Raw genomic sequence first — 14,062 nt, 5'->3', positions numbered from 1 at the left:
TGGATCAGGCGGCAACTGTCGTGCTATCGCGTTCCAGCCGGTAGGCGGTCGCCGGGAAGCGGCGCGTCTTGCCGCGGTAGATGAAGGTGAAGCCGGGCCACAGCGTGGTGTTCTTGCCGTTGGCGTCGACGTACCAGCTCTTGCAGCCGGAGGTCCAGACTGTCTTCGAGAGCTGTCCCTGAATGCCCTTGTTGAACGTCACCTGCGCATCCGGCTTGACGTCGACGGCGCGCAGCTTCTGCTTGCGCATGGTCTTCAGCGCGTCCATCACGTAGGCGACCTGCGACTCGATCATGAACACCATCGAGTTGTGACCGAGGCCGGTGTTCGGGCCGACCAGCATGAAGAAGTTCGGGAAGCCGGCGACCGACAGGCCGAGGTAGGCCTCGGGGCCCGTCTTCCAGGCATCGAGCAGATCGACGCCGCCGGTGCCGAACACGGTGCCGCGCGGCATCGGGTCCTGCGCCTTGAAGCCGGTGCCGTAGATGATCGCGTCAACCGCACGCTCGTTGCCGGCGCTGTCGACCACCGAGTTGGCGCGTACTTCGACGATGTCGTTGGTGATCACTTCGACATTGGCCTGAGCCAGCGCCGGGTAGTAATCATTGGAAATCAGGATGCGCTTGCAGCCGATCGTGTAATCCGGCGTGACCTTGATGCGCAGCGCCGGGTCCTTGATCTGGCGCTTGATGTGACCACGGGCAACACCTTCGACCATCGTCATCAGCTTCGGGTTGACGGCAAAGCCAAGCACCCGTGATTCCAGCATCCAGTAGATCGCCGTGCGGTAAGCGTTCTGCAGCGCCGGCAGCGCCTTGTACAGGCGGCGCTCAGTCGGGCCGATCTCGCGATCCGGCTTCGGCATGATCCACGGCGCGGTGCGCTGGTAGAGGTCGACGCGCTTCGCCGTTTTCTGGATCTGTGGCACGAACTGGATGGCGCTGGCGCCGGTGCCGATCACGGCCACGCGCTTGTCGGTGAGGTCGTAGCTATGATCCCAGTGCGCCGAATGGAAGGCCTTGCCCTTGAAAGAGTTCAGGCCCTTGACGTTCGGCATCGCCGGATTCGACAGGCCACCCATGCCGGACACCAGCACGCGGCCGCTGAAGCTGCGGCCGTCGGCGGTCTTCACCGTCCAGGTCGCAGCGGCTTCGTCATAACGGGCGTTCTGGACGTTGGCGCCGAACACGATGTGGCGGCGCAGATCGTACTTCGCGGCGCACTTTTCGAGATAGGCCTTGATCTCCGGCTGGCGCGCGAACATCCGCGTCCACTCCGGGTTCGGTTCGAACGAGAACGAATAGAGGTGCGACTGCACGTCGCAGGCGCAGCCCGGGTAATGGTTGTCGCGCCAGGTGCCGCCGACATCGTCGCCGCGCTCCAGGATCTGGAAGTCTTCGATGCCCTGTTCGCGCAGCTTGATCGCCATGCACAGGCCGGCGAAGCCGCTGCCGATGATCAGGATCTGCTTGTTCTCGTTCGGTTTGCCCGCGTCGTACGCCATCTGTTCTTTCCTCGTGTTTGACAATGCACGTTGTCAATCTAACTTTTGACAACGTTTGATGTCAATATGTCGCCATGAAAGAAAATCAACTCTCTCCGAGACGTCGGATCGCTGCCCCGATCTCGACACCGAAACTGCGGCCGATGAAAGGCCTGCCGATGCAGGATCGCGTCGCCCAGCGCCGGGCGCTGCTGCTGGTGGCCGCGCTGGAAGCCTTCGGCACCCGCGGCTTCCACGCGGTGACGGTTCGGGAAATCTGTGCCGGCGCCGGGCTTACCGAACGCTACTTCTACGAATCCTTCAAAAGCCTGGAAGCGCTGTTCAGCGCGCTGTACCTGCAGCTGAACGGCCAGCTGAAGCAGGCCACGCTTGCCGCCTTGATCGCGGCGAATACCAACAGCAGCACCTCGGACAGCAGCGGCCGGATCGACGTGTTGGCTGGCGCTGCCCTGCGCGTGCTGCTCGAGTTCATCCGGGACGATCCCCGACGCGCGCGGGTGATGCTGATCGATGCGATCAGCATCAGTCATGACGTGCAGCAGATCTCCGGCCAGATCACCCGCGAGTACATGGAGCTGACCCGCCGCTTCATCGATCAGCTGTTTCCGGACGCCGCTTCGCGCGGCGTCGACCTCGACCTGATCGCCAGTGGCCTGCTCGGTTCCAACATCCATATCGCGACCCACTGGGTGCGCGAGGGTCTGAAGACGCCGTTCGATGTGGTGCTGCGCAACTGCCTGGCGATCTATCAGGCGCTTGGTGCGTACTGGCCCAAGCTGGCCGCGAGCACGACGCCCGACAAGCCGACGCCGGCGGCATAACGGGCGCTGCGCAGGGCGAATCCTTCGGCCGGAATCGCCTGACCAAGCCCAGCGACCACGATCGCCACCAGCACCAGCGCCAGGTGCGAAAATCCGATAGTCCACATCACCGCAGCGCCGCCCAGTGCGTTCCACAGCACGGCGGAGGCCGACGCCAGCATCAGGCTGGCGGCCAGCAGTTCGAGCCTTGCTGAAGGATCGCGATTGCGCAGGCCGCTGCTCAACCAGACTGCCGCGATCAGCAGCAGCGGCGCATCGGCGATCGGACTGAAAAGGTGGCTCACGGCAAACCCGTGGTTGCCGGCTGCGCCGGCTCCTGGATTTTCCGTCGCGCCAGCAGCGCTTCCAGGCGCTCCGATTTCGGCTGTACCGACGCGTCGGTTCTGACAGTGGCAGCCAGCTTTCCGCACTTGCTGCGGTCACCTTCGGCGGCTGGCGGACACAACTCGCAACGTCCGCACATCAGCCAGCCCTCGTGCAAATGGCCAAGCTTGAGGAATAGAAAGCCGTCGTCGAACTCCTCAACGAGACGAGACGGAATACGACACGGCGCGTGGTTTCATGGAGGCGCGCACGTGGCGTAAGAGAGACGAATCCGAAATTGTTCATGCTTGTTTCACCGACCATTCGAGACCGCCGTCGATCGGCAAGCTCAGGCTGCGATAAGGGCCGTCTGGCGCGCGAACGGTAGCCAGCCAGCCGGCCAGGGCTCGCCGCCGTCGCTGGATCTGCGGGACGATCAGGATGCCGCCGGGCCGGAGCTTGGCGGTCAGTTGCGGCAGCAGCGCTGTCGCCTCGGTATCGAAGCTGTCGAGCAGCAGCACGAGGTCGATGGGCGTGTCGAGCTCGCCGAGCAGCCGCGTCGGGTTGTCGCAGCGGATATCGACATAGCGGGAAATGCCAGCGCCACGCAGCGCCGCACGCGCTCGCTGTGCGGCGTCTGCATCACGCTCGAAAGCGATCAGGGCGCGATCGCCACGGCCACCCGCCGCTTCCCTCAGCGCATCGGCCAGCCAGACGGCGGCTACGCCATCGGCGCTACCCAAAGCCACCACCAGCCGCGCGGCACTGACATCGACCATCTGCCGCAACAGCCGGCCAGACTCCGCCGACAGCAAACTTTCGGTCCGGCGCAAACGCCACAAAGGTGCCCGGGCTGACTGGTACAGCGCATCCAGAAATGCCTGTGGCCGATGCTGAAGCAAGCGATCGCCGGCCATCGGCATCGAGTGAGGAGCAACGCAGCCGATACCGCGTAACGCACCTGAATCTGTAATCGGCATGACCAGCCCTCCTTGTGCAGACAGGGGTCCGGCTGGCTAGCGGCTTCGCTTCGCTGCGGTTTGTTCGATCTATTTAATGATAATCATTTGCATTTGTAAACAAGCAGCGCACCCGCTCCTGTCGCTTGCCGTGAATGCAGCAGTGACCTCGCTGCTGGCGATCCCGAACCCTGAACTCTCCGATCGCCGCCGCGGTCTGTAAGCTGTTGCCCAGCAAGCTGTTCCCGCCCCGAGGGTGTCTCGATGAAAAGCTCGTTCCGTCTGTTCGTTCCCGGCCTCATGGCGCTGCTGCTGGTGGCTTGTGCGTCGCCGCAGACGCGCATCGACAAGAACCCGGAAGCCTTCAATTCGCTACCGGCGGAACAGCAGGCCTTGATCAAGGCCGGCAAGATCGGCATCGGCTTCGATGAAACTGCGGTGAAGCTGGCGATGGGCGAACCGGACCGGATCACCCAGCGTACTGATGCCAACGGCGTCAGCCTGGTCTGGCGCTATACGCGCTACGAAGATCAGCTGGGCGCGCCGCTGTACACCGGCTTCTACCATCGTGGCTTCGCCTATCCGTTCAACAGTTTCTACGGATCGGGCTTCTACGGGCCGGGCGCCGGCTTCTATCCGTATTACCTGAGCAGCAACACCCGTCAGGAACGCGATCATGTGCGCGTGGTGTTCACGGACAAGAAAGTCAGCGCGATCGAAGAAGAAGTGAAGTGATCTCGATCTGAAATTGAGGGCTCGCCCCAACCTTCGGCGAGTCCGTAGGCTCAGACCTTCGGCGATAATCTCCGCACCTGCCCAATCATCTGCGGAGTCACCATGTCATCAGTTGCCGGCCACGATTCCGTGGTCATCGTTTCGATCGCCCGCACGCCGATGGGCGGCTTGCTGGGCATGCTCTCTCCGTTCAGTGGCGCTCAGCTTGGTGCGATTGCCGTCAAGGCGGCCGTCGAACGCGCCGGCATCGCGCCGACCGACGTTCAGGAAGCGATCCTCGGCTGCTGCCTGATCGCTGGCCAGGGCCAGGCCCCTGCTCGCCAGGCTGTCCGTGGCGCAGGCTTGCCCGACTCCGTCGGCGCGACCCAGATCAGCAAGATGTGCGGCTCCGGCCTGAAGGCCGTGATGCTGGCCAATGATCTGATCAACGCCGGTACCAACACGATCATGGTCGCCGGCGGCTTCGAGTCGATGACCAACGCCCCGCACCTGCTGCCGAAGGGCCGCAGCGGCGTGCGCTACGGCGCGACGACGATCTACGACCACATGGCCATGGACGGCCTCGAAGACGCCTACGAGCGCGGCAAGTCGATGGGCCTGTTCGCCGAAACCTGCGCCAGCCAGTACAGCTTCACGCGCGAGGAACAGGATGCCTTCGCCGTTGCGTCGCTGGCCCGCGCGAAGCTGGCCAACGAGGACGGCACTTTCGATTTCGAGATCACGCCAGTCGAAGTCACCGGCAAGAGCGGACCAGAGCTTATCCGCCATGACGAGCAGCCCGCGAAGGGCCGTCCAGACAAGATTCCGACCCTGAAAGCAGCCTTCAAGAAGGACGGCACGATCACCGCTGCGACCTCGTCGAGCATCTCCGATGGCGCCGCTGCCGTCGTCGTGATGTCGGAAGCCGAGAGCAGCAAGCGCGGACTCAAGCCGCTGGCCCGCATCCTTGGCCACGCCTCGCATGCTCGCCTGCCGGGCGAGTTCGCCACCGCCCCGGTGTTCGCGATCCGCACACTGCTTGACAAGCTCGGCTGGAAAGCCGCCGACGTCGACCTCTGGGAAATCAACGAAGCCTTTGCCGTGGTGACGATGGCGGCGATGAAGGAACACGGCCTGCCGCACGACAAGGTCAACATCCATGGCGGCGCCTGCGCGCTCGGCCACCCGATCGGCGCCAGCGGCGCGCGTATTCTCGCTACCCTGATCGGCGCGCTGAAGAAGACCGGCGGCAAGCGCGGCATCGCCTCGCTGTGCATCGGTGGCGGCGAAGCGGTGGCGCTGGCGATCGAGATGATTTGAGCGGTGATCGCCGTCACGGCTGATCCGTGACGGATCGGCCGTGACGGAAGAAGATCAGGTGACGATTTCTTGTCGCGGGTCTGGTTCACGCAGACAGCGCAAGCTCCTGTAACCACTAGAAACAGGGTCGCGATCGGCGACCCGATCTGTGGCAAGAAGGCTGCTGCTCGTGGAACAGGAGTTGCAAAGACGGCAGGCGCACGTCCCGCGCGATTCTGCCGAGTAGCAAATCCATGTCTGAGGCCAGGCTTGTTCCTCGCGCAGCTCCGGGATTCCATCAGACCGGTGCGATCGCATTCAGCGATAGCCCGAGTGCCCTCGGCCATCGCTGTGGGCTGATCGGCATTTCGGCAGTGGCGCTGGCGGTGCTCGCCGGCTCCACGCCGATCCTCGCCTTCATCCTGCTGACCGTTGCGACCAGCTACAGCAGCTTGACGGCTGGCCAGTCCTGGATCGATCGAGCCATCGATCAGGAACGCACCCGCGCCTGGCTGGTCCGCAGCAACTGGGCCATCTGGATCATCGGCTTCGTCAGCCTTGAATTGACTGGCGCCGTCGGCACCCTGACCGGCAATTCGGCTCAGCTGATCGACCAGTGGGCCGTCACGCTGGGTCTGCCGTTCTACGCCCTGTCGATGGCCGCGGTGAATGCCGAAGTACTGGGAGGGCGCCGTCTGAAGCCGGACTTCAGCCTGTATCTGCTTTACGTCATCTACTTTCCGAAGTTTCTCAGTGGACCGATCGAGCAACCTGCGTTTCTTGGCGTGCTCGGGAATTTTCGTTTCTCGCTCGATTGGGCGCGCATCGATCGCGGTGCTCGCTGGGTCGTGCTGGGTGCGTTCTACAAGTTCATCATCGGCCGCCTGCTGGCCCGCCTTTACTTCCCCGACCTGGCCAACGATGCGCTGACCCTGTCCACCGGCATCATCGCTTTCGAGCTGCGCGTCTACTTCGATCTATGCGGCTACAGCCTGATGGCTTACGGCATCAGCCTGATGCTCGGTCCGGAACTGACGCTGAACTTCAATCACCCGTTCTTTGCCGGCAACGTCCGCGACTTCTGGCGTGCCTGGCATATCAGCCTCGGCCGCTGGTTCCATCAATACGTCTACGGACCGTTCCGCGAATCCGGCATCGGCGCGCGCTGGTTCCATTACGCACCGCTGCTCGTCTTCATGGTCTCTGCCGCCTGGCATGGCATCACCGCGAATTTCTTCCTCTGGGGGCTATTCCACGCCTCCGCCTTCCTGCTCTACGCCAATGTGCTGAGGCACTACCGCTGGCCCAAGCTCGTCGGCTGGCTGGCCTTCTTCACCGTGCTGCTGTTCGGGCGCCTGCTGTTCATGGACGACAACCTGCCGCGTCTGCTGACCAAGTTCGGCACGCTGGCCGATCCGATGCAATGGCTGGCCATCGTCGGGGATCCATCGGCAACGCTGCAGCGGCTGCTCAGCCTCGCCTCGCCTGGCACCTGGCAGATGCTGCTGGCCGCCTTGGGCTTCGTGCTGTTCACCGAATGGCAGAACGTGCGACGCAAGCTGCCGGCTTATTCGCTGTTCATGGGCTGGCGAATGCTGGTGGTCGTGGTCGTCATGGTGCTGATGGCCAGCAATGGCTCGGAGGGCATGATCTATGCGCGCCAGTAAGGCCAGCAAGCTCGCGCTGTGGCTGCTCATCGCCATCGCTGTACCGATCTCCTGCCTGATGAAGGGCTGGTTGAACGAGGCCGACGACCGATCCGCGGTATCCGCGTTGGCAGATTCGCGCGCGAAACTCGACCTGCGGATGAATTCGGGAGATGGCCCGAGAATACTGATCGGAGGCGGCTCGAACGCGCTCAGCAGTTTCGACTCGGCCTACATCTCCAAGCAGATCGGCTTGCCGGTCTACAACCTCGGACTGCTTTCGGAAGGCCTGGACGTCCGGAACATGTTCGCCGTGGTGGAAGCGCGAGCGCGCCCGGGAGATATCGTAGTGATCTCGGCACTCAGCTTTCTGACTCATCGCGACGGCACGCCCAACGCAAGCTTGACGAAGCTTGCCGGCGGAGACTGGTACCTGCCGATGCATGGCGTTGATCTGTCGCTGCCGCAAGGCTCGTTTCACATCCCGCTGATGTCGCTGTTCGACGAGTTGACCTTGCTGAACGGCTTGAAAACCTACGCTCAGTGGCACTCCTCGGCGCCGGTGATCGAAAGCCTGGAAGGAACCGGCAACGCCGAAGACCATGCATTGCGTTTGCCCGGCAATCATCACTCCGTGGTCATCAACCATCAGGGCGACTGGATCGACTGCACACAAACATCCAACGCCAAGCCCCTCGAATTCGATCCGAAGCTGCTGGAACGCTCCCAAGGCTTCACGGAACTAGCCGACGACTTCGAAAGAAGAATGAATCGGCGCGGCGTGAAAGTGCTCTTCACGCTGCCGACTGTCTTGATCCATGAAAAGGACCGCAGCCGATGGGAGGCCCAGGTTGTGGCGGTCATGAAGCAGTTCGACTCCGCCAGCTTCATCCACCCGAACCGGAACTGGCAGTTGAACAGTGACGCCACTCAGTTCTGCGACACCAATGCCCACATGCTTCGAGCCAATGCGACGCTCAACAGCGAGCCGCTCATCCATGCCGTTCAGTTGCTGCTCGGCGTTGCTTCTCGATAATCGGGATCGAACGGCGTGATTCGGCGTTTGTGCTCCTTGGTCGGTCGGCGGCGCTCCGGGATGGCGGCTTTGCTCTGCATTACCAGCCTGTCGCCTGGCTGCGATCGCGAGATCGACTCGGACGCGCTATTGCCCGCGCGCCTTGAGGTGATCGGCACCACGCCCGAAGGCCGGCGCGAAGTCCGATGCAGCGAACTGCTTGCTGTACGGCCCGTGGTGTTTCTGGCATTCGGCCAATCGATCGCCTCCAATTTCAATCAAGCGTCTTACACGCCTGAGCGTCCCAGCTACAACATCTATCAGGGACGTTGCTTCGAAGCTCGCGATCCCATGGCCGGCGCAGACGGGACGCTCGGCAGCATGTGGTCCTACCTTGGTGACGCGCTGCCTAGCAGGCTGATGCCGTACACGGCCTTCGTGACGATCGGCGTCGGTAACAGCAGCGTTGCGCAATGGGATGCGGGTGGCAGCCTGAACGAGCGCCTGACGGAGGCTGTGAGATTCACCCGCGACGCCGGCTTCGAGATTTCGTACCTGCTCTGGCACCAGGGCTCGGCTGATCGCGGGACAACCGCGGAGGCCTATCAGTCCCACTTCATGGGAATGATGCAGTCGATCGCTCCTTACGGGGTGCTGCCCGGAACGATGCCCGGCAATACCCGGGTGTTGATCGCGGTACACACGCGCTGCCATACCAGGGACCAGGATGAGGTGCTGGCGGCCGCGCAGCGAGGCCTGGTTGATCCCGGCAAGGGGTTTTTTTCCGGTGCCGATACCGACACGCTCGGCGACGATTTTCGGTACGACGGCTGTCATCTGTCGAAAGCCGGCCAGGAAAAAGCGGCAGCGCTCTGGCGGGACCAGATCTCGATTGCAGCGCGCTACCAGCCTGGTTGAGCGTCGGCGGGTGTCCGTCGTTGCCGATCGGTTGACGGTGTCTCGCGCGCCGATGGCTATGCCGTTCTGCGGCAATGCTGCAGCCCCTGCCCGGACCTCCGATTGCAACAATCAGGACGACCTGGCGAAGCCGTCTCTCATAGCCCGAGCGCGCCCCGAAACACTTGGGTCAAAACTGCGCCAGACGATTTTTACCACCCATGGAATTGTGCGACTGCAGCAATAGCTTGCCTTATCAAACCATTGTATTTGTTGATTTTTAATCGCCTCCGGGAAGCTTGCCCATGGTGGCACGGCTGTTGCTGAAGGGCTTCCGGGTTCGGTTACTGAGGGCGATACGGCGAGGGTCCATCGCAGCGTCGGTTCAAGTGACACATCCTCGATGTCCCACCAGATCTCGAGATAACAAAAATGATGCGCCGGATGCTGCAGCAGAGTGCGGCCCAGGTGTGATCGAACAGCGGCAACCGTAATTTCTTAAATGCGGAGGAGAAAACAAATGAATTTTCGCTACAAGACAAGTATGGCAATGGCGGCCTTCGCCCTCGTCGTCGCTCCAGGCATCACCCATGCCGCGGCCGATCTCGACAAGGCAATGGCTAATCCCGAGAACTGGACCACGCAGGCTGGCGATGAATACAACCAGCGCTACAGCAAGCTGAGCCAGATCACTGACAAGAACGTCAACAAGCTGCAGGTGGCCTGGACCTTCTCGACCGGCGTGCTCCGCGGCCACGAAGGTTCTCCGCTGGTCATCGACGGCATGATGTATATCCACACGCCGTTCCCGAACAAGGTGTTCGCGTACGACCTGGAAACGCAGAAGATCGTCTGGAAGTACGAGCCGAAGCAGGATCCGGCCGTCATTCCGCAGATGTGCTGCGACACGGTCAACCGTGGCCTCGCCTTCGGCGACGGCAAGATCCTGCTCCAGCAGGCTGACTCGAACCTGATCGCGCTCGATGCCAAGACCGGCAAGCTGATCTGGTCGGTGAAGAATGGCGATCCGAAGCTGGGTGCCGTCAACACCAACGCACCGCACATCTTCAAGGACAAGGTCATCACCGGTATTTCCGGCGGTGAATGGGGCGTTCGCGGCTTCCTCGCGGCCTACAACCTGAAGGACGGCAAACTGGCCTGGAAGGGCTACAGCGTCGGTCCGGATGCGGAAATGCTGATCGAGCCGGGCAAGACCACGACCTGGGAAGATGGCAAGGTCACGCCGGTCAAGAAGGACTCCTCGCTGTCGACCTGGAAGGGCGACCAGTGGAAGATCGGTGGCGGCACGACCTGGGGCTGGTATAGCTACGATCGCGCGCTGAACCAGGTGTTCTACGGCTCGGGCAACCCATCCACCTGGAATCCGTCGCAGCGTCCGGGCGACAACAAGTGGTCGATGTCCATCTGGTCGCGTGACCTCGACACCGGCAAGGTGAAGTGGGTCTATCAGATGACCCCGTACGATGAGTGGGATTTCGACGGCATCAATGAAATGATCCTGGCCGACATCCCGGTCAAGGGCAAAGCCACGAAGGCACTCGTGCATTTCGACCGCAATGGCTTCGGCTACACGCTGGACCGCACCAACGGCGCCTTGCTCGTTGCCGAAAAGTACGACCCGGCCGTGAACTGGGCGACCAACGTCGACATGAAGACGGGCCGTCCGCAGGTCGTCGCCAAGTACTCCACCGCGCAGAACGGTCCGGACGTCAACACCAAGGGCGTCTGCCCGGCGGCGTTGGGCTCGAAGGATCAGCAGCCGGCGGCGTTCAACCCGAAGACGGGCCTGTTCTACATCCCGACCAACCACGTCTGCATGGACTATGAGCCGTTCGCCGTCGATTACACCGCAGGTCAGCCGTATGTCGGCGCGACCCTGGCGATGTATCCGGCTCCGAACAGCCACGGCGGCATGGGCAACTTCACCGTCTGGGATGCGGGCGCGGGCAAGATCGTCTGGTCCAAGCCGGAGAAGTTCTCGGTCTGGTCGGGTGCTCTGACCACCGCTGGCGACGTGCTGTTCTACGGCACGCTGGAAGGCTACCTGAAGGCTGTCAGCCTGAAGGACGGCAAGGAGCTTTGGAAGTTCAAGACTCCGTCCGGCATCATCGGCAACGTGTTCACCTACGTGTTCAAGGGCAAGCAGTATGTCGGCGTCTACTCGGGCATTGGCGGCTGGGCCGGTATCGGCATGGCAGCGGGCCTCGAGAAGGATGCGGACGGCCTTGGCGCAGTGGGCGGCTATCGCGAACTGGCGCAGTACACGGAACTGGGCGGCTCGCTGACCGTCTTCGCCCTCGGCGAATAAACAGTCATCGGGTCCACGGACCCGGCAGCATCTGAAGTACCGGGTGGCGCCACCGATGAACTCGGTGGCGCCACTTTTTTTGCCTCGCAACTCCCCCATTCAGGACGTCTCGACGAACTGTCGAGACGACCGCGTGTTCTGTCGATCGAAAGGCCCGAACGATGCTTGACCATGCAGCGACTGATTCGTGGTTGATCGGCCTTGATCGCGATGACCATCGCGCTTGCCATACTGGCGCCCTTCTTCACTGCAGTTCGCCGACCACGCCATGACGACCGCAGATTTCTGGAGTCCTGGTTCGCGTTCGATCAGCTGTTGGCTGGCCACGATGCTGCTGTCGACCAGCTTCATGGCATCCGCGAGCGATATCGACCGCGAGCTTTTCAATCCGATCGTCGCCAGCATCGTCAAGATCGAAGCAGTCACCGACAGTGGCAGCTTCTCGCTGGGCAGCGGTGTCGCGGTTCAGCCCAGCCGTTTCGTCACCAGCTGCCACGTCACGGCGCAGGCTGTATCGATCACCGTGCTGTATCAAGGGCTGCGCTGGCCCGTTGTTCGCGAGCGCGCCAACACTGTTCGCGACCTCTGCATCCTTCAGGTTCGTGGGCTCGATGACGTGGTGCCCGTGCCTCGCGGCAAAGTCAGCGACCTGCGCGTCGGGGCCGAAGTGGCCGCAATCGGCTATACCTTCGGCGCAGGCTTGGCGACCCAGGTCGGCACGGTACAGGCACTACACCCGCTTGCCGACGGCACGGTGATCCAGAGCGCCACCTACTTCAACTCCGGCGCCAGCGGCGGCGGCCTGTTCCAGATGGACGGAAAACTGGTCGGCATCCTGACGTTCCGGCTCAAGGGCGCGGAGGCTTACTACTTCTCGATACCGGTGGACTGGATCGAATCTGAACTTGCCCGCAGCGATCCGTTCGAACCGGTGGGCAAGCTCGACCGTACTCCGCCGTTCTGGGCGCAACCCGCAGATCGCCTGCCCTTCTTCATGCGGGCTTCGACCCTGCAAGCGCGCATGCTGTGGGATGAGCTGGTCAGCCTCACCAGCGAATGGGCCGAGGCCGAACCCGCCAATGCCGAAGCCTCGTTCATGCGTGGCCAGGCCTTGACTCATCTGGATCATCTCGCTGAAGCCATCGCTGCCTACGAACGCGCAGTGAAGCTTGATCCACGTCTGGCTCAAGCCTGGTTCCTGCTCGGCCAGTTGCAGATCGGGCGTGGCGAGCAGAAAGAAATTGAGCGCATCACCCGACAACTGGAGCCATTGGATCCTATCCTCGCTGCTGAACTGAAGGCCCGAGGCCAAGCGACCGTACCGGCTTCGCCTCCGCCCTGAATTTCCGCTTGCACTGAAAACAGAACTCCACTTTTCCCCAATTCCAGATTTCTCTCAGGAGCAAACATGAACAAGCTGTTGGCAAGCCTTGCCGTCGCATTGGCATTCACCGCAGCACCGGTCGTATTCGCCGCCGATGAATACTCGGCTGCCGAACATCGAGTGTTCGTTGATCAGCACATGGCCAATGTCCCCAAAGCCACGACGATCGACTATCACTACGCGCAGACCGGCGCACCGGCAGACAGCTTCGAAGATCTGGTGCGGCTGAAAGTTGGCGAAGGCGCCGCAGACAAGCGCACGCTGGCCGTGGAGTTCCTGACTGGCGCGCACAAGATCGAACTGCCCAGCGTCGAAGGCGGCTCCGGCAACCCGGTGATCCTGTATTTCCTCGAGTACGACATTCGCAACATGCACGATCGCCTCGGCGGCCAGCAGGCCTACTTCCGCAAGCGCATCCGTCTGGCGCTGGCTGATGCCGCCACGGTCAAGCCGGTCAAGCTGAGCTACAAGGGCAAGGCCATCGATGGCAACGAAGTCACCATCGAGCCTTACGCCAACGACTCGTTGAAGGAGCGCTTCGGTCAGTTTGCCGGCAAGGTCTATGTCTTCACGCTCTCCAATTCCGTACCGGGTGGTGTTTACGAGATTCGCACCAGCACGCCCGCGGCTGCCGGCGGTGCGCCATCACCTGCCATCACCACGATGATCAGGATCAGCGACGGCAAATCCTGACGCTGTCATTCGGCTGACATCCTGCAGCCTCCGCGCACGCCGCGCACAGCACTGGGTCAATATCGAAACAGGCGTCGTGGAACATCCTGAAAAGCTTGATCAAGCGTCGTTTTCAGTGTTGTTTTCATTGACTATTTAGCACTGCAACATGATCGCCATGATGGCACGCGATCTGCAATGCGAGGCATCGAAGGGCGATTCAGAAGAACGCCCCAGTACGCTCGATACTCGCATCCCGCCAATGTTGCTCGACGCTCATCGCATCTGCCGGTTGATATCTCCACTGCGAATCGACGCAGTGGAGGGATGGCCGTTGAGTGCGCGATCGAGTGGAGTGCGGCCCTCGTGAAAAAGCGCGGCAGTCGCAAGAATCCGATCGAGCAGCCCCGCGTTGATCCACCGGCTGCAGAGCCGACCCGCAAGCGCAGTGTCGCGGAGCTGCGCGTCGATCAGGACCCCGCGCGCCAGCTTGCTCCGGATTACTGGATGGCAACTCCG

At 62.2% G+C, this 14,062-nt stretch carries 13 protein-coding genes; 9 read left to right on the top strand and 4 right to left on the bottom strand.

The genetic code is table 11. The features are described from left to right. Nucleotides 1-4: 4 nt before the first annotated feature. On the bottom strand, nt 5-1,504 hold the full coding sequence (locus G513_RS0102625; protein WP_022975282.1) for a flavin-containing monooxygenase: 1,500 nt from the start codon (nt 1,502-1,504) through the stop codon (nt 5-7). 143 nt (nt 1,505-1,647) lie between these two features. Between G513_RS0102625 and G513_RS0102620 the strand changes: the two genes are divergently transcribed. Beyond that, nucleotides 1,648-2,325, top strand: a complete 678-nt coding sequence (locus G513_RS0102620; protein WP_022975281.1) for a TetR/AcrR family transcriptional regulator — start codon at nt 1,648-1,650, stop codon at nt 2,323-2,325. Here G513_RS0102620 and G513_RS0102615 read toward each other — a convergent pair. Together G513_RS0102615 and G513_RS24620 are read right to left on the bottom strand one after the other, a co-directional pair. After that, nucleotides 2,253-2,609 carry a hypothetical protein gene (locus G513_RS0102615; protein WP_022975280.1) on the bottom strand — a complete coding sequence of 119 codons (357 nt, stop codon included), beginning with the start codon at nt 2,607-2,609 and terminating at the stop codon, nt 2,253-2,255. The genes G513_RS0102620 and G513_RS0102615 overlap by 73 nt on opposite strands. A 321-nt stretch (nt 2,610-2,930) precedes the next feature. Then, complete coding sequence (locus G513_RS24620; RefSeq protein ID WP_084711310.1) at nt 2,931-3,608, bottom strand: class I SAM-dependent methyltransferase; 678 nt, start codon at nt 3,606-3,608, stop codon at nt 2,931-2,933. Between the two features lie 243 nt (nt 3,609-3,851). On the opposite strand from G513_RS24620, the gene G513_RS21030 reads away from it, so the two are divergent. From G513_RS21030 to G513_RS0102575, 6 genes are all read left to right on the top strand, one after another. Next, nucleotides 3,852-4,322, top strand: coding sequence for a hypothetical protein (locus G513_RS21030; protein WP_022975277.1), 471 nt, complete (start codon nt 3,852-3,854; stop codon nt 4,320-4,322). A 102-nt stretch (nt 4,323-4,424) separates the two neighbouring features. Next, a complete protein-coding gene (locus tag G513_RS0102595) occupies nt 4,425-5,621 on the top strand; it encodes an acetyl-CoA C-acyltransferase (RefSeq protein ID WP_022975276.1) in 1,197 nt (398 codons plus the stop codon). Between the two features lie 233 nt (nt 5,622-5,854). Then, nucleotides 5,855-7,267 carry an MBOAT family O-acyltransferase gene (locus tag G513_RS0102590; RefSeq protein ID WP_084711309.1) on the top strand — a complete coding sequence of 471 codons (1,413 nt, stop codon included), beginning with the start codon at nt 5,855-5,857 and terminating at the stop codon, nt 7,265-7,267. Beyond that, the gene (locus G513_RS0102585) at nt 7,254-8,282 is read left to right on the top strand and encodes a hypothetical protein (protein WP_022975274.1); all 1,029 of its coding nucleotides are present in this window, start codon (nt 7,254-7,256) and stop codon (nt 8,280-8,282) included. The genes G513_RS0102590 and G513_RS0102585 overlap by 14 nt, the downstream gene beginning before the upstream one ends. Nucleotides 8,283-8,342: 60 nt before the next feature. Further along, the gene (locus tag G513_RS0102580; protein WP_022975273.1) at nt 8,343-9,179 is read left to right on the top strand and encodes a sialate O-acetylesterase; all 837 of its coding nucleotides are present in this window, start codon (nt 8,343-8,345) and stop codon (nt 9,177-9,179) included. Nucleotides 9,180-9,702: 523 nt separating this feature from the next. Beyond that, nucleotides 9,703-11,487: a methanol/ethanol family PQQ-dependent dehydrogenase gene (locus G513_RS0102575; RefSeq protein ID WP_211219614.1), complete on the top strand. Its 1,785-nt coding sequence runs from the start codon at nt 9,703-9,705 to the stop codon at nt 11,485-11,487. Nucleotides 11,488-11,586: 99 nt separating this feature from the next. On the opposite strand, the gene G513_RS25930 is transcribed toward G513_RS0102575, so the two are convergent. After that, on the bottom strand, nt 11,587-11,838 hold the full coding sequence (locus tag G513_RS25930; protein ID WP_169560484.1) for a hypothetical protein: 252 nt from the start codon (nt 11,836-11,838) through the stop codon (nt 11,587-11,589). Between G513_RS25930 and G513_RS21025 the strand changes: the two genes are divergently transcribed. Both G513_RS21025 and G513_RS21020 read left to right on the top strand, forming a co-directional pair. Further along, nucleotides 11,837-12,829, top strand: a complete 993-nt coding sequence (locus tag G513_RS21025; protein WP_169560483.1) for a tetratricopeptide repeat-containing S1 family peptidase — start codon at nt 11,837-11,839, stop codon at nt 12,827-12,829. The genes G513_RS25930 and G513_RS21025 overlap by 2 nt on opposite strands. A 66-nt stretch (nt 12,830-12,895) precedes the next feature. Next, entirely contained in the window at nt 12,896-13,564 is a 669-nt protein-coding gene (locus G513_RS21020) for a hypothetical protein (protein ID WP_022975270.1), read from the top strand. Nucleotides 13,565-14,062 lie beyond the last annotated feature (498 nt).

The sequence above is a fragment of the Nevskia ramosa DSM 11499 genome (assembly GCF_000420645.1).
In the GTDB taxonomy this organism is placed as follows: Bacteria; Pseudomonadota; Gammaproteobacteria; order Nevskiales; family Nevskiaceae; genus Nevskia; species Nevskia ramosa.
This window is presented reverse-complemented; position numbering and strand designations above follow the sequence as displayed.